This is a genomic window from Myxococcus eversor (genome assembly GCF_010894455.1).
In the GTDB taxonomy this organism is placed as follows: Bacteria; Myxococcota; Myxococcia; order Myxococcales; family Myxococcaceae; genus Myxococcus; species Myxococcus eversor.
In genome coordinates this window covers 156,139-180,826 of the sequence record NZ_JAAIXY010000001.1, presented here as the reverse complement: position 1 = coordinate 180,826, position 24,688 = coordinate 156,139, and the positions used below count along the sequence as shown (strand labels likewise).

18 protein-coding genes are annotated in these 24,688 nt (G+C 69.0%); 5 read left to right on the top strand and 13 right to left on the bottom strand.

The genetic code is table 11. The annotated features are described in order from the left end of the window. Nucleotides 1-124 precede the first annotated feature (124 nt). Both G4D83_RS00710 and G4D83_RS00705 read left to right on the top strand, forming a co-directional pair. Nucleotides 125-1,744: a bifunctional metallophosphatase/5'-nucleotidase gene (locus G4D83_RS00710; RefSeq protein WP_163861344.1), complete on the top strand. Its 1,620-nt coding sequence runs from the start codon at nt 125-127 to the stop codon at nt 1,742-1,744. A gap of 197 nt (nt 1,745-1,941) precedes the next feature. Continuing rightward, on the top strand, nt 1,942-3,024 hold the full coding sequence (locus G4D83_RS00705) for an isopenicillin N synthase family oxygenase (protein WP_163861341.1): 1,083 nt from the start codon (nt 1,942-1,944) through the stop codon (nt 3,022-3,024). Nucleotides 3,025-3,048: 24 nt separating this feature from the next. Here G4D83_RS00705 and G4D83_RS00700 read toward each other — a convergent pair whose 3' ends face one another. After that, nucleotides 3,049-3,825, bottom strand: a complete 777-nt coding sequence (locus G4D83_RS00700; RefSeq protein WP_163861339.1) for a YdcF family protein — start codon at nt 3,823-3,825, stop codon at nt 3,049-3,051. A 16-nt stretch (nt 3,826-3,841) separates the two neighbouring features. Continuing rightward, complete coding sequence (locus tag G4D83_RS00695; RefSeq protein WP_163861335.1) at nt 3,842-4,687, bottom strand: NAD(+)/NADH kinase; 846 nt, start codon at nt 4,685-4,687, stop codon at nt 3,842-3,844. 117 nt (nt 4,688-4,804) lie between these two features. Between G4D83_RS00695 and G4D83_RS00690 the strand changes: the two genes are divergently transcribed. After that, nucleotides 4,805-6,136 (top strand): replication-associated recombination protein A, encoded by a 1,332-nt coding sequence (locus tag G4D83_RS00690; RefSeq protein ID WP_163861332.1) that lies wholly within the window; start codon nt 4,805-4,807, stop codon nt 6,134-6,136. Between the two features lies 1 nt (nt 6,137). On the opposite strand, the gene G4D83_RS00685 is transcribed toward G4D83_RS00690, so the two are convergent. The 3 genes from G4D83_RS00685 to G4D83_RS00675 form a co-directional block, all read right to left on the bottom strand. Further along, nucleotides 6,138-7,604, bottom strand: coding sequence for a sigma-54-dependent transcriptional regulator (locus G4D83_RS00685; RefSeq protein WP_163861329.1), 1,467 nt, complete (start codon nt 7,602-7,604; stop codon nt 6,138-6,140). Further along, entirely contained in the window at nt 7,601-9,181 is a 1,581-nt protein-coding gene (locus G4D83_RS00680) for an ATP-binding protein (RefSeq protein WP_163861326.1), read from the bottom strand. Before G4D83_RS00680 ends, G4D83_RS00685 begins: the two co-directional genes overlap by 4 nt. A 168-nt stretch (nt 9,182-9,349) precedes the next feature. Next, the gene (locus tag G4D83_RS00675; RefSeq protein WP_176434233.1) at nt 9,350-10,300 is read right to left on the bottom strand and encodes a diguanylate cyclase; all 951 of its coding nucleotides are present in this window, start codon (nt 10,298-10,300) and stop codon (nt 9,350-9,352) included. A 130-nt stretch (nt 10,301-10,430) separates the two neighbouring features. Here G4D83_RS00675 and G4D83_RS00670 point away from each other — a divergent pair, with 130 nt between their 5' ends. Next, nucleotides 10,431-11,219, top strand: coding sequence for a glycosyltransferase family 2 protein (locus G4D83_RS00670; RefSeq protein ID WP_163861320.1), 789 nt, complete (start codon nt 10,431-10,433; stop codon nt 11,217-11,219). Between the two features lie 9 nt (nt 11,220-11,228). Further along, nucleotides 11,229-12,077: a ChbG/HpnK family deacetylase gene (locus tag G4D83_RS00665; protein WP_163861317.1), complete on the top strand. Its 849-nt coding sequence runs from the start codon at nt 11,229-11,231 to the stop codon at nt 12,075-12,077. A 140-nt stretch (nt 12,078-12,217) separates the two neighbouring features. Here the strand turns inward: G4D83_RS00665 and G4D83_RS00660 are convergent, their stop codons facing one another. The 8 genes from G4D83_RS00660 to G4D83_RS00625 form a co-directional block, all read right to left on the bottom strand. Then, a complete protein-coding gene (locus G4D83_RS00660) occupies nt 12,218-12,886 on the bottom strand; it encodes a class I SAM-dependent methyltransferase (protein WP_163861314.1) in 669 nt (222 codons plus the stop codon). Continuing rightward, nucleotides 12,883-14,016 carry a mannosyltransferase family protein gene (locus G4D83_RS00655; RefSeq protein ID WP_163861311.1) on the bottom strand — a complete coding sequence of 378 codons (1,134 nt, stop codon included), beginning with the start codon at nt 14,014-14,016 and terminating at the stop codon, nt 12,883-12,885. The genes G4D83_RS00660 and G4D83_RS00655 overlap by 4 nt, the downstream gene beginning before the upstream one ends. 85 nt (nt 14,017-14,101) lie before the next feature. Then, a complete protein-coding gene (fadJ, locus tag G4D83_RS00650; protein ID WP_163861308.1) occupies nt 14,102-16,333 on the bottom strand; it encodes a fatty acid oxidation complex subunit alpha FadJ in 2,232 nt (743 codons plus the stop codon). Beyond that, nucleotides 16,333-17,634: an acetyl-CoA C-acyltransferase FadI gene (fadI, locus tag G4D83_RS00645; RefSeq protein ID WP_163861305.1), complete on the bottom strand. Its 1,302-nt coding sequence runs from the start codon at nt 17,632-17,634 to the stop codon at nt 16,333-16,335. Before fadI ends, fadJ begins: the two co-directional genes overlap by 1 nt. Nucleotides 17,635-17,841: 207 nt before the next feature. After that, nucleotides 17,842-19,341, bottom strand: a complete 1,500-nt coding sequence (locus G4D83_RS00640; RefSeq protein ID WP_163861303.1) for a hypothetical protein — start codon at nt 19,339-19,341, stop codon at nt 17,842-17,844. 264 nt (nt 19,342-19,605) lie between these two features. Beyond that, complete coding sequence (hemE, locus tag G4D83_RS00635) at nt 19,606-20,652, bottom strand: uroporphyrinogen decarboxylase (RefSeq protein WP_163861300.1); 1,047 nt, start codon at nt 20,650-20,652, stop codon at nt 19,606-19,608. 13 nt (nt 20,653-20,665) lie between these two features. Further along, a complete protein-coding gene (locus G4D83_RS00630; RefSeq protein ID WP_163861297.1) occupies nt 20,666-23,170 on the bottom strand; it encodes an alpha-amylase family glycosyl hydrolase in 2,505 nt (834 codons plus the stop codon). After that, nucleotides 23,161-24,660 (bottom strand): hypothetical protein, encoded by a 1,500-nt coding sequence (locus G4D83_RS00625; RefSeq protein WP_163861294.1) that lies wholly within the window; start codon nt 24,658-24,660, stop codon nt 23,161-23,163. The genes G4D83_RS00630 and G4D83_RS00625 overlap by 10 nt, the downstream gene beginning before the upstream one ends. Nucleotides 24,661-24,688 lie beyond the last annotated feature (28 nt).

Genomic DNA, 24,688 nt, shown 5'->3' with positions numbered 1-24,688 from the left:
CGTTTTCCAGAGCTGACCTCGTGTCAGGACGGGCCGTGAAGGCGGGGCGCTCGCCTTCCCCGCGTGAGTGCGCTACTTCCGCGAGCCCCGGCGCCGTGCGGGCGCCCCTGGAGAACGACTCGCGATGACGACCTCGACAGCGCTGGCCCGACGTGGGGTCCTGCTCCTGCCGCTCGCGCTGTTCCTGGCACTGACTCCGAGCCAATCGAGGGCCGCCGTCCCCGCCGCGCCCAAGGGGACGACGCGCCTGACGTTCCTCCACCTGGCGGACGTGTACCAGGTGCAGCCGCAGGAGCATGGCGACCGGGGCGGGCTCGCGAGGGTGGCCACGCTGCGCAAGCAGGTGCTGAACGAGACGCCTGCCCCGCACGTGCTGACGGTGATGGGAGGCGACACGCTGTCGCCGTCGGTGGAGTCGCTGCTCGACGTGGACGGCCAGCAGCTCAAGGGCCGGCACATGGTGGACGCGTGGAACGCGCTGGGCCTGGATGTCGCGGTGCTCGGCAACCACGAGTTCGACTTCGGCGACGAGGTGCTGCGCGAGCGCATCCGCCAGTCGCGCTTCACGTGGCTGGGCGCCAACGTGACGGACGCGAAGACGGGCGCGCTGTTCGAGGGCGTGAAGGCCTACGAGGTCCGCGAGGTGGGAGGCATCCCCGTCGGCCTGTTCGGCGTGGTGCTGACCGAGACGAAGACTTCGACGAAGGCGGGGCCGGACACCCAATTCGGCGACATCTGCGCGGCGGCGAAGGACGCGGTGGCGAAGCTGCGCGAGGCCGGGGCCAAGGTGGTGGTGGGCCTGACGCACCTGCCGCTGGAGCAGGACCGGCAACTGGCGAAGTGCGTGAAGGTCGACGTGATTCTGGGCGGCCATGACCACGTGGGCGCGGCGGACCGCACCACGGGCACGCCCATCTTCAAGGTGCCCTCGGACGCGCTGGAGCTGGGCAGGCTGTCGCTGGACGTGGACCCGGCGACGGGCACCGTTCGCAAGACGTCCTGGACGCGGATTCCCGTCACGAAGAAGGCGCCGGAGGATGCCGGGTTCAACGAGGCCATGAAGGCCTATGGGCCGCTGTTCGCGCGGCTGGCGGAGCCGGTGGGCAAGACGCCGGTGGCGCTGGATGCACTCACCGCGCACGTGCGCACTCGGGAGACGAACCTGGGCTCGTTCGTCGCGGATGCCTTCCGCGAGGCGGCGGGCTCGGACGTGGCCATCGTCAACGGAGGGGCGCTGCGCGCGGACAGCGTGCTGCCCGCCGGAGTGATGACGCGCAGGGATCTACACTCGCTGATGCCGTACACGGACGAGCTGGTGGTGGCGGAGGTGAAGGGCGCCACGCTGCGCGCGGCCCTGGAGAATGGCGTCAGCCTGGCCCGCGAGGACGCCCGGCCCGGCCGATTCCTCCAGGTGTCGGGCCTGCGCTTCACGTTCGACCCGCGCAAGCCCGCCGGAGCGCGCGTGGTGGACGTGAAGGTGAACGGCAAGCCGCTGGACGCCGAGGCGACGTACCGGCTCGCCACGCTGAACTTCCTCACCAGCGGCAAGGATGGCTACGACGTGCTCAAGGGCCTGCCCACCACGCCCGCGCTGAAGGACGGACGCTCGCCACTGGACGTGCTCGCCGACGCGTTCAAGTCGGGCAAGCCCGCGCCGCGCGCGAAGCCCGAAGGCCGCATCATCCGGTTGGGCGGGAGCACGCTGGCCCCCGACGCGCGCCGACCCGCACCGCCCATGAAGTAGCCCTGGCTGGAATTGACCCGCCCCTCTCATTCACTTCCAGACACTCGGGCCGCTTGAAACCTGGGTGCCTTTTGCCCCGTGTCTGGCAATGAACGCGAGGGATTGCTCCACTGCCGCGCCGGCGGAGCACCCCTTCTTCTGCGACGTGACAAACCCGGCCCGGGCGAGCTCCCCACCACCCCCACGCGGGAGTTCCCATGGCCGAGCTCGAGACGTTTCAGTTGCCGCAATCCGTGAGTGGAAGCGAGTCCGACGTCGCACTCGGGCTCTCCCTGATTCGAGCCTGGAGGCGCGACGGCATCTTCCAGCTCGGCATGAGTCCCACCCAGGCGGACAAGGCCCGGCGCGCCTTCGAGTCGAGCCGCCGCTTCTTCCGCCAGCCGCTCGACGCCAAGTCCCGCTGCGTGAGTGATTTGACCTACAGCGGCTACGTCGCCTCCGGCGAGGAGCTGACGGCGGGCGAGGCGGACTACTCGGAGGTCTTCACCGTCTGCAAGGACGTGCCCCTCACGGACGCGCGCGTGCAGTCGCGCTGGCCCTGCCACGGCCCCGCGCCCTGGCCGGACGAGGCGTACCGCCACGACATGAAGGAACACACCGACGAGCTGGGCTCCACGGGAGAGCGCCTGCTGCGTCTGGTGGCGCTGGGCCTGGGCCTGGAGGTGGACACGCTCACGGCGCTGACTCGAGACGGGTGGCACCACATGCGCGTGCTGCGCTTCCCGGCCCGCTCCCCCATGGCGACCCGAGGCATCGGCGCGCACACCGACTACGGAATGCTGGTCATCGCCGCGCAGGACGATGTGGGAGGCCTCTACATCCGCCCCCCCGTGGAGGGCGAGAAGCGCCTCCGCAACTGGCTGCCGGGCGAGAGCTCCGCGGGCATGTACGAGCACGAGGAACCGTGGACCTTCGTGAAGCCCGTGCCCGATGTCCTGACCGTCTTTCCCGGAGACATCCTCCAGTTCCTCACGCGGGGCTATCTCCTCTCGACGCCGCACAAGGTCGCCCTCAACACGCGGGAGCGCTTCGCGATGGCCTACTTCCACGAGCCCCACTTCGAGGCGTGCGTGCGTCCGCTGCGGGAGCCCACGCGTGACGAGTTCATCCACTACGGCTCGCACTTCACCAACATGTTCATGCGCTGCTACCCGGACCGCGTCACCACCCAGCGCATCCTCGACGAGGACCGCCTGACGACGCTGGCCTGGCTGCGCGCGGATGCCGTCCAGCGCACCGCGCCCGTGGAGGAGGTGCCGCTGCGCCGCGCCGCGAGCTGAGGGCCCTCGACGACGGCGCCGACGTCACGGCGTCGTCCAGCCCCGGAGTCGATACACGACACGTCCCGCCAGCTCGCGCAGGACGTCCGTGCTCTGCGACAGGGAGGACGCCCGGGGCACCCAGCTCAGTCTCCCCGGGCGCGTGGCGGGCATCCGCGCGTCCACCGGCAGCGTGTCCGGCCGCAGTCCCACGGCGGCGAAGCAGCCCGCGGCGCGAGGCATGTGCGCCGCGCTCGTCACCAGGAGCAGCCGCTTCCAGCCCCGCTCGCTGATGATGCGCTCGGACTCCAGCGCGTTCTCCCGCGTGTTCCGGCTCCGGCCCTCGGTGACGATGCGCTCCGCAGGCACGCCCCACTCTTGAAGCAAGCGCGACAACACGTCCGCCTCCACCACGGCCTCGGGACGCGGGTCCAACGAGCCGCCCGAGATGAAGACGTGGCGAGCGCGCCCCTCGCGCACCAGCTCGAAGCCCTTCAGCACACGCTCCGATGCGGCGTTGAACTCGACGCGCCCAGTGCGCTCCGTGGCGGCCGGGTCCAACCCTCCGCCCAGGACGATGACGGCGTCGTACGTCACGCCCGGCTCGGACGTGTCCTTCGCGCCCGACTCCGCCACGGACGTCAGCAGCGTGGACACCACGTCGGTGGAGAAGAGGTAGAGCACCCCCAGGCCCGCGAGCGTGAGCCCCCGGGAGAGCCGGGGCCTGCGGCGAAGCAGCGCGCCTCCGACGACGAGCAGCAGCAACGCCCACGTCAGGGGTGCCAGGAAGAGGTCCAGCACCTTCGAGAGAATCAGGAACACGGGACGCGATGGCCCTTCAGCGCTCGCCCCAGTGGAGCTTCTGGCGAAGGATGGAGAAGTAGGCCACGCGGGGGTTGCGCACCAGGTTGACGCGGTTGGCGGAGCGCACCACCTCGATGCAGTCGCCGCCCTGCAGCCCGTGGCCCGTCTGTCCGTCCAGCGTCAGGTACGTGTCCGCCGTCTCGCTGCGCAGGGTGATTCGGATGACCCGGTCCGCCGGCACGACGATGGAGCGCTGGGTGAGCGCGTGCGAGCAGATGGGCGACAGCACCGTGCAGTCCACCGACGGGTGGACGATGGGCCCGCCGGCCGACAGCGAGTAGGCCGTGGAGCCCGTGGGCGTGGCGAGGATGACGCCGTCCGCCTTGTACGTGGTGATGGGCACCCCATCGATGGACGTCTCGTGGTCGGCGATGCGCGCCAGCGCGCCCTTGTTGATGACCACGTCGTTGAGGATTTCGTCCTCGATGAGCACGCTGCCGTTGCGGATGAGCCGGCACGTCAGCTTCATGCGCGAGTCCACCTGGAAGCGGCCGGCCTGCACCTCCTCCAGCGTGGAGAACAGCTCCTCCACGGGAATCTCCGTCATGAAGCCCAGGCTGCCCAGGTTGACGCCGAGGATGGGCACGCCGCGTCCGCCCAACAGGCGCGCCGCGTAGATGAGGGTGCCGTCGCCTCCCAGCACCACCGTCAGGTCCGCCCGGGCCGCCAGCTCCCGGTCCTCTATCCGAGGCCAGCCCAGGACATGGGCCAGGGAGCGGTCCCCCAGCACGGTGAGGTGCGGGTACGTCTCCCGGATACGCGCCGCCAGCGCCACCGCCTCCGGGTTGTCCTTCTTCGCGACGATGACGAGGGTCTGCACGCGGGGGCTTTTTAATCCAGGCGGGCACCCGGGCGCTCCCCTGATTTGCGCGAGGGCCCGCCCACCAGACAGAGGCCCCGGCGAGGCGGCCTTCGGGGCGCTAGGTTTGGGGCTTCCATGGACCTCTTCGAACACGCCGGCCAGAAGGAGCAGGCCCGCCGGGCGCCGCTCGCGGAGCGGATGCGTCCCCGGGCCCTCGACGAGTTCGTCGGCCAGGAGCACATCACCGGAGAGGGTCGCTTCCTGCGCCGCGCCATCGAAAGCGACCAGGTCCCCAGCCTCATCCTCTGGGGACCTCCGGGCACCGGCAAGACGACGCTCGCGGGGCTGGTGGCCCGCTCCACCGGCGCCGCCTTCGACTCGGTGTCCGCCGTCCTCGCCGGCGTGAAGGACATCCGCGAGACGGTGGCCCGCGCCCAGGAGCGCTGGAACCTGAATCGCCAGCGCACCTTCCTGTTCATCGACGAAATCCACCGCTTCAACAAGTCGCAGCAGGACGCCCTGCTGCCCCACGTGGAGAAGGGCACCGTGACGCTCATCGGCGCCACCACGGAGAACCCGTCGTTCGAGGTGAACGCCGCGCTCCTGTCCCGCTGCCGCGTCGTCACCCTGCGCGGGCTGGAGGAAGAGGAACTGGTGCCGCTGTTGCGCCGGGCCGTCGAGGACGCACGAGGCCTGGGCGGCAAGGTGGTGGTGGAGGAGGACGCGCTGAGCTTCCTCGCGAGCACGGCCGGCGGTGACGCGCGCAAGGCCCTCACCGGCCTGGAGGTGGCCGCGGCCCACGGCGGCGAGAAGGTGGACCGGAAGGTCGCGGAGGAGGCGCTCCAGCAGAAGACGCTGCTCTACGACAAGGGCGGCGAGGAGCACTACAATGTCATCAGCGCCTTCATCAAATCCATGCGCGGCAGCGACGTGGACGGCGCGCTGTACTGGATGGTGCGGATGCTGGAGGCGGGCGAGGACCCCCTCTTCGTGCTCCGGCGCATGGTCATCTTCGCCTCGGAGGACATCGGCAACGCGGACCCGCGCGCGCTGAGCGTGGCGGTGGACGCGCTGCAGGCCTTCCAGCTCGTGGGGCTGCCCGAGGGCACCCTGCCCCTCACCCAGGCCGTGACGTACCTGGCCCTGGCGCCCAAGTCGAACGCGGTCATCGCCGCGTACACCGCCGTGCGCGAGGCCGTGACGAAGGAAGGCGCGCTGCCGGTGCCGCTGCACCTGCGCAACGCGCCCACGAAGCTGATGAAGTCGCTGGGCTACGGGGGCGGCTACAAGTACCCGCACAACTTCGAGGGCAACTACGTCCCGGAGGACTACCTGCCGGAGGCCCTGCGCGCCCGGCGCTTCTACACCCCCACCCGGAACGGGCTCGAGGCGGAGCTGGCCGAGCGCTACGAGACGATTCAACGCCAGCTCGCGGAGCGCGTCCGCGAGCCTGGCGAAGAGGGTTGAACTAGGAGGCTGCTTCCAACGGCTCGACTCCGTCGACGTCGTCGTCCTTGAGGACGCGCGGCTTCATGGAGCGGCCGGCCACCTCGTACTGCTTGAGGAGGCGACGGAAGTTGGAGCGGTCCACGCCCGCGGCGCGCGCGGCGCTGGAGACGTTCTGGTTGTTCTTCTCCAGGAGCGCGGACAGGTAGCGGCGCTCGAAGGCGCGCATCGCCAGGCGCTTGGCCTGGGCGTACGGCAGGTGCGCCAGCGAGAAGACCTCCACCGCCGAGTCGGCCTGCGGCGCCGACTGGAAGCCGGGCGGCAGGTCCTCCACGTCGATGACCTCGTTGCTGGTGAGCACCACCGCGCGCTCGATGACGTTCTCCAGCTCGCGCACGTTGCCCGTCCACCGGTTGCAGGTGAGGGCCTCCATGGCGCGCGGAGAGATGCCCGCCACCTTCTTGTCCGCCTTGGATGCGTACAGCTTCAGGAAGTGGTGCGCGAGCAGCGGCACGTCCTGCGGCCTGTCGCGCAGGGGCGGCAGGTCGATGGTGATGACGTTGAGGCGGTAGAAGAGGTCCTCGCGGAACTTGCCCTGCTCCTTGGCGCGGGACAGGTCCACGTGCGTGGCGGCGATGACGCGCACGTCCACCTTGACGGGCTCGTTGGCGCCGACCCGCTTCACCTCGCCCTCCTGGAGGACGCGCAGCAGGCGAACCTGGGTGGCGGGAGGCACGTCGCCAATCTCGTCCAGGAAGATGGTGCCGCCGTCGGCCGCTTCAAACAGGCCCTTCTTGTTGCCCGTGGCGCCGGTGAAGCTGCCCTTGATGTGGCCGAACAGCTCGCTCTCCAGCAGCGTCTCCGTGAGCGCCGAGCAGTTGACGGCGACGAAGGGCTTGTCCTTGCGCGAGCTGCGGTAGTGGATGGCGCGCGCCACCAGCTCCTTGCCCGTGCCGCTCTCGCCCTGGATGAGCACCGTGGCCGTGGAGTGGCTGACGGTCTCCACCAGCTTGAAGACCGAGCGCATCTGCGGCGACTGGCCGATGAGGTCCTCGAACTGGCTGCGCACGGTGAGCGCCTCTTCCAGCGCGCGGGTGCGGTCCTTGAGCGCCTTGCGCTCGGCCGCCTTGGCCACCGTGAGGCTCACCTCGTCGATGTTCTCGAAGGGCTTGGTGAGGTAGTCGTACGCCCCCGCCTTCACCGCCTCCACCGCCGTCTCCACGGTGGCGAAGGCCGTCATCATGATGACCTCCACATCCGGACGGTCCGCCTTGATTCCGCGGAGCAGGTCCATGCCGGACAGGTTCGGCATCTTGATGTCGAGGACGACGACGTCGATGGACGGGTCCTTGGCCGCCGTCAGACCTTCCACCGCATCATCAATGGCCACCACCGGGTGGCCCTCGCGCTGGAGAATCTGCGTCACGGCCTTGAGGACGACGGAGTCGTCATCCACGACGAGGACTTTGGCGCGCTTGACTTGGTTCACGGCAACCTCTCGAGCTGCAGGGGAATGGGCAGGAAGACGGTGAAACGGGAGCCGGCGCCCACCTGGGTGTCGACGTGGAAGCTGCCCCCGTGGTCCTGAACGATGCGGTACGCGATGGACAGACCCAGCCCGGTGCCCTCACCGGGGGGTTTGGTGGTGAAGGAAGGCTCGAAGATGCGCGGCAGGTGCCGCTCTTCGATTCCGCAGCCGGTGTCGGACACCGCGAAGAAGCAGCGGTCTCCCTCGCGGCCCGTCTCCAGCGTCAGCTTGCCTTCGCGCTTGGGCAGCGCCTGAAGGCCATTCTGGAGCAGGTTGAGCACCACCTGCGCGAGCGTGCCGGGGTCCCCGTACACCTTGGGGAGCCCTTCCTTCAAACCCAGGGACAGCACCGCGCGAGGCGTCGCCTTGATTTGCGCGCGGAAGAGCACCGCCGCGTCTTCCACGCAGCGCGACAAGTCGAACAGCCGCCGGTCCTCCACGCGGCTGTGCCGGCTGAACTTCAGCAGGCTCTCGACGATGCGCTTGCAGCGAAGCGCGCTCTCTTCAATCAGTCCCAACGATTCCAGGTCCGCGTCGTCGCGGCCCGCGTCGCGCGACATGAGCTGCGCGAACGCGAGGATTCCGCCCAGCGGATTGTTGATTTCATGCGCCACGCCCCCCGCCAGCTGCCCCACCGCCGCCATCTTCTCCGTCTCGATGAGCCGGCGCGTCATCGCCTGCTCCTCGGTGACGTCGCGATAGGTGCACACCACCCGCTCATCCCCCGCCATGGGGTACGCGGCCACCACGTACGTCCGGCCCCCCTGCTGCACCTCACCCCGCGCGCCCTTGCCACTCTCCATCGCCGCCGGCAGCGGGCACCCCGTGCACGGCTCGTTGCGGCCGAAGAGGTAGCGATAGCAGGCGACGTCCGACGGAATCTGCTCGATGGAGCGCCCGGCCACATGCGCATACGCCAGGTTCGCCCGCCGCACCGCGAAGTCGCGACCGCGGACGACACACAGCGGCGTCTCCATGCAGTCGAACGACAGCTCCCACTCGCGCTTGGCCTGGCTGAGCATCCGCGTGCGCTGCGCGACGCGCTCCTCCAGGTCCGCGTTGAGCAGCTTCAGCTCCGCGTTCTGCGCCGTCGTCACCCGGTACAGCCGCTCGTTCTCCGCCTGCAGCGCGTACTGCTCGAACGCGCTCTTCACCGTCAGCACCAGGTGGCTGTCGTTCCAGGGCTTGGAGATGAAGCGGAAGATTTCGGAGCGGTTGATGGCCTCTTCAATGGCCTGCTGGTCCGCCTGACCCGTGAGCATGATGCGCTGGGCGCGCGGCTCCTGCTGCTTCACCCGCGTCAGGAACTCCACCCCGTTCATGCCGGGCATGCGGAAGTCGGAGATGACGACCTCGGGACGGAACTCCTCCACCGTCCTCAGCGCCTGTTCGGCGTCCGTCGCGGTTTCGATATCCCAGTCACCTCGACGCAGCACCCGCCGGATGGACTTGAGGATGTTCTCCTCGTCGTCCACGAGCAGCAGCCGGCCGCGCGGGGCGGCTTCGGGCTTCGGGAGCTGTGCGGCGAGGGGTCCCATGGGATTCTTTCCGTCCCATGACATTTGCAATGCGTTTGCCAGCCGGTGGGGCACTGCAAACCCATGGAATCACGAGATGATTCGACTCCCCGACAATCGGGGGCCGGGGTCATCCTAGACTCATCCCCTATTGCCGGGTCAATATCAACCCAGGGTCTTTGACCCAGGTCAGTCGCCCTGCGACGAGGAGGGCGGCAAGAGGGGCATTTGAGAGTGGAGACAGATGCGATCCCGCCCCTCGTCCTTGGCCCGGTAGAGCGCTTCATCGGCGGTGAGCAGGAGCTGCTCGGGGCTGAGGACGGTGCGGTGGGGAAAACTGGAGACGCCCAGGGAGGCCGTGACTTGAAGTGCTCCATCCGGCCCTACCCGTAAGGTCGCCAAATCGCGGCGCACACGCTCCGCCACCGAGAGGGCCCCCGTCAGGTGGGTACGGGGTAGCAGGACGGCGAACTCCTCGCCCCCGTAGCGAGCCACCAGGTCCGTTTCGCGCACGCTGGCCTGGAGGGTGGCGGCCACCTCCCGGAGCACTCCGTCCCCCGTGGTGTGGCCATGCCTGTCGTTCACCTGCTTGAAGTGGTCCAGGTCCAACAGGATGAGCGCCAGCGGGTCGTCGTAGCGCTGCGCCCGGCGGAACTCCTCGCGCAGCCGCTCCTGGAAATGGCGGTGGTTGTGGACCCCCGTCAAACCATCCGTCGAAGACAGCCGCTGCAGCTCACCCACCTGGTTGGATAGCTGAGTCAGACGGGCCTGGGTCCGCAGACTCTTGCCCACCCGGGCCCGCAGTTCTTCCGCATCCCATGGGTCAAAGACGACCTCGGCACCCAGGGCCAGCGCACCCACCCAAAAGGCCCGGGTTTCCCTATCTGCCAGGACCACCACGGGAGGCCCTGGCGGTCCTTCCAGGGCCAGCAGTTTGTCGAGCCAGTCCCGGGCTGGCGGCTCTCCAGGCGGGCGGGCGACCCACACCACCAGGTCCACCTCCCGCGCCAGCCGACCCACCTCGGGGCCGGGAGAGACGAGCCGGAGGCAGAAGTCGTCCGGCCCGAGCGCCCGCGCCAGCCGGGCCAGGGTTGATTCCGCTTCGTCCACCACCAACAAGGTGCAGGGCCTGATGGTCACAGTATCCCCGGAAAATGGTGACTCCACGGTACCACACAGGTGATTTCAGGTGGGAGTCCCATGATTGATTTAGGACCCGGGGCTTGGTACCGAGCCGCCCGAGCAGTCCCCCCGTACCCCGAGGTCCTCCGTGGCCAAGTACCCCAGCATCAGCCTCTTCCTTCCCGCATGGAACGAGGAGGACTACGTCGAGCGGGCGGTGGGGCGCGCGGTGGAGGCGCTCTCCCAGCTGACGGACGACTTCGAAATCATCGTCGTCAACGACGCGTCGACGGACCGCACGCAGGAGCTGGCGGAGGCGATGACGCAGCGGATTCCGCAGCTGCGGGTCATCAACCATCCGGTGAACCTGAAGCTGGGTGGAGCGATGCGCACGGGGCTGGCGGCGTCGACGAAGGACATCGTCGTCTACTCGGACATCGACCTGCCGTGGGATTTGCGGGAGCTGGAGCGCTCACTGCACCTGATGGACTACCTGGAGGCGGACATGATTTGCGCCTTCCGGTTCGACCGCACGAGCGAGGGGCCCAAGCGCATCGTCTACTCGTTCGTCTACAACATGCTCATCCGCGCGTTGTTCGACATCCAGATCAAGGACGTCAACTTCAGCTTCAAGGTGATGCACCGCCGGGTGCTGGAGTCCATGGAGCTCAAGAGCCAGGGCTCGTTCATCGACGCGGAGCTGGTGGTGAAGGCCATCCGCAAGGGCTTCCGCGTGTTCCAGATGGGTGTGGATTACTTCCCGCGCACGCGTGGCGTGTCCACGCTGGCCTCGCCGTCGGTCATCGTGAAGATGGTGAAGGAGCTGGTGAAGCTGTACCCGGAGACGCGCACGCCAGCGCCGCCGACGCAGCCGGTGCGCCTGCCGCCGTCGGTGCAGCCGCTGCGCACGGTGTCCGGCCGCACGGCGCGGGGCTGAGAGCCCGCCGTGACTTCACGCCCCACGCGCCTCGTAGTGAATGCGGACGACCTGGGGCTGCACCCGTCGCTGGACGCGGGCATCCTCCGCGCGCATCGCGAGGGCATCGTCACCAGCGCCACGCTGCTGGCGATGGGGCCCACGGCGTCGGAGGCGGCGGACCGCGCGAGGGCTCAAGGGCTCGCGGTGGGGCTGCATCTGGCGCTGTCCACCCGGCTGACTCCGGCCGCTCCCGCGCATGCGGTGAGGACGGTGGCGCCCGGGGGAAGGCTGCGCGGGAGCTGGGCGGACTTCGCGAGGGACTGGTTGATGGGGAAGGTCCGGCGTGAGGAGGTGGCGCTGGAGCTGGACGCGCAGCTGCGGCGGGCGCGCGCGCTGGGCGTGGCGGTGGACCACCTGGATGGGCACCAGCACCTGCATGTGCTTCCGGGCATCCGGCCTCTCGTGGAGGCACTGGCCGCGCGGGAGAAGCTGCCGTTGCGCTGGCCGGATGCGTTGCCCCGTATGCGGTGGCTGCGGACGCCTGGGCCCGCGCTGAAGACGACGCTGCTGACGGTGCTGGCGCGCACCGCGCCTCGTGCGGCCCAGGGAGTGCGCCGGGTGAGCGCGGGCGGCGTGTTCGAGGCGGGGCGACTGGACGAGGCGGCGTTGCTGGCCGCTCTGGACGCACTGCCCTCGGGAGACTTCGAGCTGGGTTGTCACCCTGGTGAGGGCGCTCCGCATGTGCCGGAGGACCCAGCGTGGCGCTATGGCTGGCAGGCGGAGCTGGCGGCCCTCACCAGCCCTCTCGTGAGGGCGTGCCTCACCGAGCGGGGCATCCAGCTCCATAGCTACGCGACTCTCGCTTCCGCGAATTAGAGCGCACCAGCGGGAGCAGCCCGCAACGCGGCATGACATCCGCGACGCTCGCCGCAGAGACTCAGCGCGCGGTCAACCTGCACCGCGTCGGACGTGACCTCACGACGGAAGGCGGCCACCCTGCTCCGTCGCGGCACGACCTACGGAGCACTCGCCTCCGCGACATAGAGCACATGGGGTGTCGTATAGCCTCGCCCCAGGTCCACCACGTCGCGCACGACGAAGCCCGCGTCCTCGAGCAGCACCGTCATCTCCGCGCGAGGCTTGAGCACCATTCCACCGCTCGCCTTCGTGCGCCCGAGCAGCGACACCATCACCCACTCCTGCGCCAGCGCCTTGCGGTGCTTCCAGGAGCCATCCCCTTCCACCTCCTTCAGCAGGAAGCGCCCTCCTGGCTTGAGCAGCCCGTGCACCGTGCGCAGGAACGCGGGCCACTTCGCCTCGGGCAGCAGGTAGAGCACGTCGCACACCACCGCCGTGTCACACGCTCCCGGCAGCGCGGGCGCCAGCACGTCCTCCACCGTGCCCTCCGACAGCTTCACCTGGGGCACTCCCGCCAGCGCCCGGCGCGCCCACTCCACCTTGCGCGGGTCCGGGTCCACGCCGTGCACCGTGCGACTCGGCTCCGCCAACGCCAGCAGCGCGGAGAGCAGACCGTGCCCACAACCGAGGTCCGCCACGGTGCCACCCGACACCCGCTCGGCCACCGCGAGCAGCGGCGCGGACGACGCACGCGCATGCACATGAAAACGCTCGGCGGCGGGGAGCCCGGAGTACAGCGCCAAGGCCTGCTCGAGGAGCGTGCTCATGAGATGTAGTAGTCCGCGCCAAAGGCCCAGGACAACACGAGCAGCGACACCGCACCCACCGCCAGCGCACCCTGGAGCACCCGAGGCCGCTGCCTCAACAACAGCGCTCCCGTGAGAAACACCGGGAACGAGGACAGCAGATATCGCCCCATGCCCATGAAGTCCTTCGTGGACCACGCGGGCAGGCCGACAATCGCCAGCACATACACCGCATAGCCCCACCCCAAGAGCTTGCGCGTGGGCCACACCAGCGCCAGCGCCAGGAAGGTGAAGAACGCGTGCGCCGCCAGTCGGAATGCCTCGCGCTTGTCCGAGGGATTCAGCACCACGCGCTCGAACCAGCTCACCTTGAGCCATGTGTGCCAGCCGGGGGTCTGCTCCCAGCCCTGCGCGCCCTGCACCTTCACGAACGCGAACGGGTCTCCGAACTTGTGCCACAGGAAGAGCATGTAACAACCGAAGCCCAACCCCGAGAGCACCGGCATGAAGTCCACCACGCCCCACTTCTCGCCCCGGGCGTGCTTCCACTCCAGCCGCCGCACCAACAACCCCAGCACCACCGCGGGGGCCACCGGCCGCGCCGCCGTCGCCACCGCCGCCACCAGCACCGCGGGCGCCAGGTGCCCCTTCTCCAACAACAGGAAGGCCGACACCACCAGCAGGACGAACAGCGCGTCCGAGTACATGGCGCCGTAGAAGTACATGGTGAAGGGATACATCGCCATCAGCAGCCCGGCCTTGAGCGCCGTGTCGTCATCCGTCAGCAGCTTCGCCCAGCGCGTGAACATGAGCAGCGCCAGCGGGCCACACAGCAGCGTTATCAGCACCCCGGCCTGATAGACGTTGGGCCCCAGCGTCTCCACCGCGCGGATGAGCAGCGGATAGAGCGGGAAGAAGGCCACCGAGCTCTGCTCGCCCGGCGTGTACTGGTAGCCCTCCTGGGCAATCCGCATGTACCAGCTCGAGTCCCACGCCACCCAACCCATGGTGACGTACTCGTCCAGGCGGACGACGGGGTTCTGCGGATTCTTGTGGAAGTAGCGCCACGCCCCGGCCGCCGCGGCGGCACTGCACAGCAGGACTGCGACGAGGACGACCAGGGCGATGGTGCGAGACGCGGAGCGGGCCATTCGGGCGGCAGGCTGTTCCTAGAACACCGCCCTGGTCAAGCACCGGGGTGGGAAGTCACGCTCCCCCACCCCGGCGGCCACGGGCTCAGCGCGGGTAGAACGTCTTGCCCGCCTTCACCATCTCCACCAGCAGCGGCGCCGGCGTGAAGCGCTCACCGAGCTTGTCCTGGTAGTGCTCCAGCTTGCGCAGCACCTCCGCCGGCCCACGGCTGTCGGCGTAGTGGAACGGCCCACCGAGGAACGGCGGGAAGCCCAATCCGAAGATGGCGCCCACGTCACCGTCGCGCGCGCTGCGGAGGATGCCCTCGCCCAGGCAGCGGATGGCCTCGTTCACCATCTGCAACACCAGCCGCTCCGCCATCTCCGAGGCATCGAACGACTTGCGCTCCTTGCCATGCGGCAGGAGGGCATAGACGGTCGGGTCCACTTCCTTCTTCTTGCCGTTCTCGTAGACGTAGAAGCCCTTCTGGCTCTTGCGACCCAGCCGGCCATCGGCCACCACGCCGTCCAGCGACTTCGGCGCCGCCATGCGCTTGCCGAAGGCCGCCTCCATGATGGGCCCGACTTTGTGGGCCACGTCGATGCCCACCTCGTCCAACAGCGTCATCGGCCCCACCGGGAAGCCGAACTCCACCAGCGCCTTGTCCAGCGCGGCGATGTCGGCGCCCTCGGCCAGCAGGTGCGCGGCCTCGTTCATGTACGGCGCGAGGATGCGCGAGGTGTAGAAGCCCGGCCCGTCATTCACCACGATGACCGTCTTGCCCTGCTTGCGCCCCACCTCCACGCACGTGGCCGTCACCCAGTCCGCCGTGCCCGCGTGGGTGATGATCTCCAAGAGCGGCATCTTGTTGACCGGGCTGAAGTAATGCATGCCGATGACCTGCGCCGGCCGCTGGCTGCCCTTGGCCAGCTCCGTAATCGGGATGCTGGAGGTGTTGGACGCGAAGATGGCGTCGGGGCCGGTGACGGCCTCCACCTCCGCGAGGATGCGGTGCTTGAGCTTCAGGTCCTCGAACACCGCCTCGATGACCAGGTCCGCCGCCTTGAAGCCGCTGTAGTCGGTGCCCGCGGTGATTCGCGCCTGCTTCGCCGCCGCCTCGCGCCACGTGAGTGAGCGCCGCTTCACGCGCTCGTCCAGGATGCCCTGCACCTGCTTCAGCGCGCGGCTCGTCCCCGCGTCGTCCTTGTCCTTCACCCGCACCTGCACGCCCTGGAGCACGCCGGCCACGTAGGCGATTCCGCCGCCCATCAACCCGCCGCCCAGCACCGCGACCTTCTTCACCTCGCGCGGCTTCACGCTGGCGTCGGCCGTGCCGTTCTCCTTCTTGAGCGCCGTGGTCGCGAAGAAGACCTCCACCAGCCGCTTCGACACGTCCGACATCACCAGCTCGCCGAACGCCTTCGCCTCCGCCTCCAGGCCCGCCTTGCGCCCGGACTCCAGGCCCGCGCGCACCACCTGCAACGCCTTCTCCGGCGCCGGGTACTTGCCCCGCGTCTTCTTGCGCAGCTGCTTGCGTGCCTGGTCGAAGAGGACCTTGCGGCCCAGCGGGTTGTCCTCCAACGCCACCTCCGCCCACAGCTCCTTGTTCGCCAGCCCCTGGAAGAAGCCCGCGACGCCCTTCTTCTGCCCCACCGCCTTGAAGCCCTGGCCGTGCGTGCGCTCGGGCTTCAGCGTGCCCTCGGCCAGCTCCCGGGCGCGCTGGAGCGCGACCGCGCGGAGGATGGGCGTCGGCACGACTTCGTCGACGATGCCCAGCTTCTTCGCCTTGGACGGCTTGACGTTCTTCCCGGTGAGGATGAGGTCCAGCGCCGCCTGAACACCGATGAGCGCGGGCAGCCGCTGCGTACCACCCGCCCCGGGAATCAGGCCGAGCTGTACCTCCGGCAGGCCGAGCGTCGTCTTGGGGCTGTCCGTGGCGATGCGGTAGTGGCACGCCAGCGCCCACTCCAGGCCTCCGCCCAGACATGCGCCGTGGATGGCCGCGACGACGGGCTTGGGGAACGCCTCCAGCCGGTCGAAGCCCGCCTGCCCCTGCTGGCTCATGAGGGTGGCCTCCTCCGCCGTCTTGAGCGTCTGGAGGTAGTCGATCTTCGCCCCGGCGACGAAGCTGTCCTTCTTGCCGGAGATGAGCACCACCGCCTTCACGTGGGACTCGCGCTCCACCTCTTCCAGCAGGAGCGTGAAGGCCGCGCCCACCTCGGGGGACAGCGTGTTGACGGCCGAGTCCGGCAGGTCGAACGAGACGACGGCGACGCCGTCCTCCACGGAGAGGGAGAAGCCCTGCTTCGCCTCGAGCTCTTCAAGCTTGATGGCCATCACGCACGCTCCAGGACCACCACGGCGCCCAGGCCGCCGGCGGCGCAGACGGTGCACATCACCGTGTTCTTGTTCCGACGCTTCAGCTCGTTCAGGGCCTGGGTGACGATGCGCGCCCCCGTCGCCCCGAAGGGATGACCAATGGCGATGGAGCCTCCCGTGACGTTGAGCCGCTCCCGGTCAATCTCCCCCACCGGCTCGCTCCAGCCCGCCTTCTTCGCGAACGACTTGGACGCCAGCGCCTGGAGGTTGCTGCCCACCTGCGCGGCGAAGGCCTCGTGCATCTCGACGAGGTCGATGTCCGACAGCTTCAGCCCCGCGCGCTTGAGCGCCGTGGGCACCGCGTACACCGGCCCCTGGAGCAGTTGGTCCCCCGGGTCCGTGGCCGCGTATGCGTGCGAGCGCAGGTAGCCCAAGGGCTCGTACCCCAGCGCCCGGGCGCGCTCCTCGCTCATCAACAGCAGCGCCGCGGCGCCATCCGTGAGCGGCGACGCGTTACCCGCGGTGACGGTGCCGTACTTGCGGTCGAACACCGGCTTGAGCTTGCCCAGCGCCTCCAGCGTGGAGTCCTCGCGGATGATGTTGTCGCGCGTCGCCGTCGTCTCGTACCGGGGCGGCACCGACACGTGCATCACCTCGTCGTCGAAGCGGCCGTCCTTCCACGCCGCCGCCGCGTTCTTGTGCGACGCCAGGGCAATCCGGTCCTGCTCGTCGCGGGAGATGCCGTTCTCCTTGGCCATCTTCTCCGCGCTCTCGCCCATGGACAGGCCCGTGGAGTACTCGGCGATGGCGGGCGGCACGGGAACCAAATCCGTCGCCTTGAGCTTCTGGAAGGGCTTGAGCTTCTCCGGCAGCGAGCGCCCCTTGGAGGCCGCCGCCAGCGCGTGCGCCAGGGGCCGGCTGGTGAACACGGGCGCGTCCGACATCGCCTCGGTGCCACCGGCGATGGCCACGTCCACCTCGCCCACCGCGATTGAGTTGGCCGCCGTCGTCATCGCCTGGATGGACGTCGCGCAGGCCTTCGTCACCGTCGCCGCTTCAATCTTCATCGGCAGGCCCGCGGCGATGACGACTTCGCGGGCGATGGACGGCGCCGTCAGCGAAGGAATCACCGTGCCGAACACCAACTGGTCGATGAGGTTCGGGTCCAGGTCCGAGCGCTGCACCAGCTCCTGGACCACCATGCGGCCCAAATCCAGCGCGGTGAGCCCGGCGAAGACGGTGCCCGCCTTGACGAATGGGGTCCGCAGGCCGCGGACGATGGCCACCCTGCGGTGACCGTTACGCTTCTCGCTTGCCATGTGTGCCTCACCCTCCCAAGACGACGAGTGAGGCCCATCTAACGGGCGGTGATGCGCCGCGTCAACCCGCGATTGACTCAAGAGTCAATCCGCGAGCACTTGGCCGGGGGCACGTCGTCCCCGCAAGCGAACGAGGGGGCGAAGGGCCCATGACGGGCACTTCCACCCCCTCGTCCGGTGACTCACGGGGCCAGGCCCCGCGCACGACTACTTCGGCTGGGTGTTCGCCGGCTGACCCACGGTGATGTCGAAGCGAACACCACCCGCCTCCTCGACCTTGGTCGGGTTCTCCTGGCTGGCCGAGTGCTGGACGAGTTCCACCTCGAACTTGCCCTGGTCTGCATCCGTCACCTGCGCGGAGAAGCGCACACCCACGTGGTGAGCGCCGTCCGGATCCAACGTCAGGCCCTCCAGCCGCGCGCCATTCGGGTTGACGATGCGCACCTGGCGCTCGCCCACCACCTCGAAGCCCGTGCCCTGATGCTGCCAACGGGCCCACAGCTCCTGGGGCAGCGTGAGGATGAGCTGACCGCGCTGCAGGAAGGACGGACCACCGGTGCGCTGGGGGATGCGAACCTCCAGGGCCGCCGTGCCGGGGGCGTCACGCAGCAGGTTGCGCAGGCGGAAGTCGAACTCGCTCGAGGGCGCGAACGACGTCAGGTTCACCACGTTGATGTTCTTCCACGCCAGGTTGTTGTTCCAGCGCGTGTTGTTGAGCGTGTTGGAGCCCGGCAACTCCACCAGCGTCATCGGGTCCTGCGCGGACACCCAGCGCGTCAGCAGGCAGTAGTGGCCCGGCGCCGGCACGGTCGTCCAGGGCACGAAGAACTCCTGCGTGGCACCCGCGGCGAGGCTGACGGGGATGGAGCCGATGGGCGCCCAGTCCGTGGGCCACACAGCCGCGCCGCCGGAGCCGGTGTAATAGACGAGCAGCGTGCCACTCGCCGGGTTGCCCACGGGTACGAGCGGACCGTTGTTGCGCAGCGTCACGTAGACGTAGTTCGGCTGGCCGAACTCGGGGTTCTGGTGGCCGACGCAGCCGAGCGTCTGACAGACGCGAATGTCGGGGCTGACCCAGATGGGGTCCACCGTCGGCGTGTTGCCGACGTCGCTGAGGGTGTCCTTCGAGTACACGTCCACGCGACACTGGGTGACGGTGAGCGAGACGAAGTCCACCGCGGAGTCGTCCTGCACGATGACGTCCACGAAGCCCTGCGCGTTGAGGGTGGGGATGAGGTTGACCGCGCCCGGGAGCGCCGCCAGGTTGAGGTTGATGGTGCCCGTGGCGCCGAAGGCCACGCCCAGGTTCGGCAGGGAGTCGCCCCACCCGGTGGCGAGCGGCGTGCCGCCCGGTCCCATGAACATGAAGCCCATGGAGTCATTGCTGCCCAGGTTGCGCACCGTCATGCGCAGGGTGGCACCACAGATGGGGCCATTGCGGCGCAGGTTGGTGAAGGTGGTGGCGAACCACCGGTCGCCGCTCGCGTCGTCGAAGGGACGCGAGCCGGGGACGCTGTAGACCGACGTGATGTAGCTGAGCATGCCGGCGCTGGGCGACACCGGCTCGGTGGGCGCGACGAAGTTGTCCGCGATGCCCTGGGTGAAGGTCTGCGCCTGGGCCGTGCCGCTCCAGGTGAAGGCCACCAGGGCCAACAAGGTGATGGCAGAGCTGAAGGTGGTTCGGGGGTGTGATTGACGATGGTGCATACGCTCCTCGTGGTGCCGCGGGTTCAGCCGCACCGGTCCGGGTCGAAGAGGTCAGAATCGAGTTGAGCGAATGAATGGCGGGCTGCTGGCCGGCGACGGAGCAATGCCCGTGCCTGAAACCAAACACAGACAGTACAGGGATGACGCGGCGCCCAATGACTCGCGCAGAGACCTTTCACGCCACAAGAGTCGGGCTCCGTGTGGCGTGAAAGGTTACGGCGGGCCGCGCGCATTCCCAGACGGGCGCGCAGCGGCCCTGAAGCTTTACGGCGTCAGCGTTCCCTGACGGAGGGCGACACCGTGGCGGTGCACGGCCTCCACGGCGAACTTCGCGGCCTCGGGGTCCGTGGGCGGGAGGATGCCGTGGCCCAGGTTGAAGATGTGCCCCACGGGGCCGGCGCGCAGGAGGATGTCTTTGACGCGCCCATCCAATTCCTCACGCGGAAGGAACAGGTGCAGCGGGTCCAGATTGCCCTGGACGGAAACGTCCGGCCCCAGCACGCGGCGGCCTTCGTCCATGGGCATCGTCCAGTCCAGGCCCACCACGTCCGCGCCCGTGCGCTTGAGCAGCGGCAGGTGTGTGGACATGCCCACGCCGAAGACGATGACGGGCACGCCCGTGGCCTTCAGCTCGGACACCATGCGCGTCAGGTAGGGCATGCAGAAGCGCTCGTAGTCCCACGGCGACAGCTCGCCGCCCCACGAGTCGAAAATCTGGACGATGCTCGCGCCCGCCTCCACCTGCATCTTGAGGTAGGGGATGAGCGTGTCGGTGAGCTTGCCGAACAGGCGGTGCGCCAGCTCCGGCTGCTCGAACATCAGCCGCTTGATGAGGATGTAGCTCTTGGAGCCGCCGCCCTCCACCATGTACGCGGCCAGCGTGAAGGGCGCGCCCGCGAAGCCGATGACGGGCACGGAGTCGTTGAGCGCCTTGCGCGTGCGGCGGATGGCCTCCGCCACGAAGCCGGTGCCCTCCACCGGGTCCGGCACGCCCAGCTTGTCGATGTCCGCCGCGGTGCGCACGGGCTGGGGGAAGTGCGGGCCCTTGTCGCCCAGCTCCAGCGTGATTCCCATCGCCTCCACGGGAATCAGGATGTCGGAGAAGATGATGGCCGCGTCCACGCCCAGCCGAGTCACCGGCTGCACCGTCACTTCGGCGGCCAGGTCCGGGTGCTTGCACAGGTCCAGGAAGGCGATGTTGCCGCGGATGGCGCGGTACTCGGGCAGGTAGCGGCCCGCCTGACGCATGAGCCAGACCGGGGTGGTGTCGGTGGGCTGGCGGCGTGCGGCGCGGAGGAGTCGGTCGTTCACTTCGAGCTCTGGGTCAGGGCTCCGGTCGGGAGCGGAGGAGATGAGGGGTGACGAGGGCGGACGGTGCCGCGACGACGGGGCTTTGCTCCCAGGCCACCTCCACGCGGAGGGGACCCTGGCTGTCGAGGCCTGACGCGTCCGGCTCGGGAACGAAGAGCAGCCGGTTCGGGCCGCCTTCCCAGGCGAACTTCCCCGGGCCGTCGTCCCGGACGAGCTTGTACTCGAAGAGGCCGCCCACGGGCAGCGACAGTGTCACGGCGCCCGCCTCCGGGCGCAGCGAGCGCTCGGCCTTCCACCCGCCCAGCTCCGGCCCGCCGCCCACCACGCGCACGGAGGCGTCCCCCGTCGCGAGCACCACCGTGCGCCGTGCGCCTTCTCCGCGCCACCACGCCCGCGCCTTCGTGGCGAGCGCCGCGAAGCCACCCGGCGCGCGGGGCTTCAGCCGACGCAACGTCACCGCTCCAGGCGGCGTCGAGACGTGGAAGTACGGAGACTCGGCGAGCCGGGGCAGCATGCCCTCGGAGCCCGTCAGCGGGTCGGCGGCACGTCCGGCCTCGCCCAGCTCCCTGGGGAGGAACACGTCGCGGGGCTTCGTCCCGGAGTTGATGGCGATGAGCATCGCCTCGTCGGGCGTCACACGGGCGTAGGCGAAGAGGTCCTCCCGGGCGGCGAGCACCAGTGTCTCGCCACGCTGGAGGGCCCCACTGCCCCGCCGCAGCTCCAACAGCCGACCAATCCACGAACGCAGCGGGTGGTCCGGCGTGAAGCGCATGTCACCACGGTTCTCCGGCTCCTTCGCGCCGGTGAGTCCTTCCTCGATGCCGTACGTCAGCGCCGGGACACCCCGCGCGGTGAGCTGCACCGCCAGCGCGCGCTTCACCTTCTCCACATCCCCGCCGCACTCACTCATGACGCGGGGCAAATCGTGGTTGTCCAGCAGCGTCACCAGCGAGCCGGGCGCGGGGTTCAACCTGTCGTTGAAGAGCACCGCGCCCAGGTGCGCCGGCGAGCGGTTGCGACAGAAGACATCCACCAGCGCGAAGGCCAGCGGGAAGTCGAACATCGTCCCGAAGCGCCCCTCCTTCATCACCCGCGCCAGCAGCACCGGGTCGCCGTCCAAGAGCTCGCCCAGGAGGAGGAAGTCGTTGCCCGCGTGCGCGCGCACGTCGTCGTTGTAGCGGGCCCAGAAGTCCATCGGCAGGTGCTTGACGGCATCCAGGCGGAAGCCCGCCGGCTTCACCGCGTCCACCCACTTCAGCGACTTCGACAGCAGGTGCGCGTAGACCTCCTCCTGCTCCACCGCGAGGTCCGGCAGCCCGTGCACGTCGCGCATCACCAGCTCGCGCGAGTCCTCCCAGTTCTTGATGGGACCCAGGCCGTGGAACCACTCGGGCTTCTCACGCGCGAGCCGAGTCTCCGGCCCCACGTGGTTGAGCACCACGTCCAGCACCAGCCGCATGCCCCGGCGCCGCAGCTCCTCCGACAGCCGCGTCAGCAGGGCCGCGTCACCGAAGCGAGGCTCTATCCGGTCGAAGTCCTCCACCCAGTACCCGTGGAAGGCGCCGTAGCCATGGAACTTCTCCGTCCGCATCTGGAAGACGGGTGAAAGCCACACCGTGCGGACACCGAGCGACTTCAGCCCGTCCAGTCGGTCGATGACACCTTGCAGGTCTCCGCCGTGAAAGGCCTGCGCGTCCTTCGCATCCACCGTCCCGTCATTGCCCGCATCCCCGTTGGAGAAGCGGTCCACCAGCGCGAAGTAGATGGCATCGCCCTCCGGCGGCATCCACAGGCCCCGGTACGGCTTGGGCGTGGGAGGCGGCACGGGCGGAGCCTCGGGCCCGGGCGGCGGCAGCTCCGACGGGGTGCTCTTGCCCGGCTCGATTCCCTCGCCCGCCGGCGCGTCCAGGCCGGGCACCACGCCAGGGCCACCCTCCGTGTTCGGCACCAGCATGGGCGAGGCGAGGAACGAGTCGAACAGCGCGGCGGCCTGTCCCGAAATCTGGCGGGACACCTCGTTCTGCGCGTCATCCTCGCGCTGCTGGTCGAACTGGAGCGCGGCGCCGTAGTCCTGCAAGTCGCTGGTCGGCTCCAGCTTGGACGATGCGCGGTTCGCCGTCGTCTTCACGTACACGTCCCAGGAGAAGCGCCCGCCCACCTGGCCGAAGAACGACACCCGCGTCTCCACCAGGAGCAGCAGCGGGGCCTCCGGGGCCTGCTGCTTGAGCATCGCGAAGCGGCGCTGCGAGTCCGTCACCTTCGCGAACTCGGTGGCGTACCGCTCGTAGGGCACCTCCTCCACCTTGAGGTTGCGCCTGGCCAGGGCCTCTTGAATGCGCTGCCGGACACCTTCGGGGACCTGCGCCACGGTGCCACGTCGCTGCGCGTCGTCCCGGATATAGGCCACCGCCACCACCGTGCCCTCGGGCGCCAGCACCGGCGGCCCCTGCCGCTTCAGGCAGCCCGACGCCGTGAGCGCCAGGAGGAGGACGACCATCCACCGCTGTCTCAGAACCATCCTTCGGCCTCGATGGCGACCACCGAGTGCCAGTGGCGCTCGGGGCCGATGTACGTGTTGTACTGGTCCAGGCTATCCACGAACGAATTGCCGAACGCCGCGTGCTGCGAGGAGTGCTGGATGCCGTACAGGAGCCGCAGGCTGGGGCGCGCGTAGATGCCCCGTCCCGTCGGCGTGAGCACGACACCGATTTTTCCCTGCCACGTGTTGCGCGTGTCGCTGTCGCCGTACTCCAAGCCGCGCGAGTCCGGGATGCCCCCGGTGTTGGTGAACACCGAGTCCATGTGGTTGCGATACAGGTTGCCGTTCTGGCTGCGCTCCGTGGCGATGCTCGTCTCCGCCAGGAGGTGCACGCGCTCGGTGAGGAAGTACTGGAGCCGCAGCACCGTGGACGCGATGAAGCGGTCATCGTCGCCGGGCTTGATGGCGTTGTCCTTGTTGTACGCGTACCCCACCCAGACGCCCCACAGGGCCTCCAGCTTGTCGGGGATGATTTTCAGGTACGCCTCGTTGCCCAGCGCCGCCTCGTAGCGCTCGTCCGTCTGGTCCGCGATGAAGACCTGGAACTCCCTGTCGCGCACGAACTCCGTATAGGCCTGGTCGGGGTGCTTGCGCTCGAAGGTGAGGTACAGGTTGTCCCAGATGAGCGGCCCCACGTTGCCGAAGCCCACGTAACCCGCGGCCCGGTACGACAGCGCGCTGCGCGGGGTCAGGCGCCCCACCTCGTAGTCCGCCTGTCCCGGGTTCTGCTCGAAGTAGCGCTGCACGACTTCGCGCCGCACGAAGTCCTCGTAGTTGGTGTTGGGCGACGCGTAGAGCGCGTTGCGATTGCCCCGCACCTTCGGCTCGTAGCCGAGCTGCCCGCGGATGCCCAACTCCAGGTGTCCCGGAATCAGCCGGTAGCGGAAGGACGCGGCGCCGGTGAGCACCGTGTTGTACTTCTGGGGACGCAGCGTGTAGCCGCTGTCACCCACCGCCAGCAGCACGTCGTAGCGCTCCGCCTGGTACGTGCCGGACAGGCCCACCGTGTCCCAGAGCAGCGTCGCCGGGCGCTGGTCGTAGATGTGCAAGTCATTCCACCGGTCCTCGAGCGTGCCGAGCTGCCACGTCACCCTGTCGAGCAGGATGTTGCCGGCGCGCACGAACAGGTAGTCCGCGCGGAAGTTGACGAAGGAGCCGTTGCCCGGGTCCGCCGAGCGGAACGACGTGCCGGAGAAGCGCGTGTGCACCTCCGCCCACGCTTCATCCGTTCCGGGCGCGGACTGGAGCACGTCCAGTCGCAGGTTCAGCTCGCCGTAGGGGCTCTCGTTGAGGAGCCGGCCGTACAGCCAGTAGTAACCGAGCTGACCGGAGCCTCCCGAGAAGTCCGGGCGGGTCATGATGCGGAAGTAGCCCGCTGCGCCGAAGCGATCTCTCGATGCGTCGGCCAGGGTGACGAGCGGGATGAGGAGCAGCAGGAGGGCGCCGAGGCGCGCTGGCAGGACTCGCATGGACGGGCCCTGCTTATAGCGCACCTCG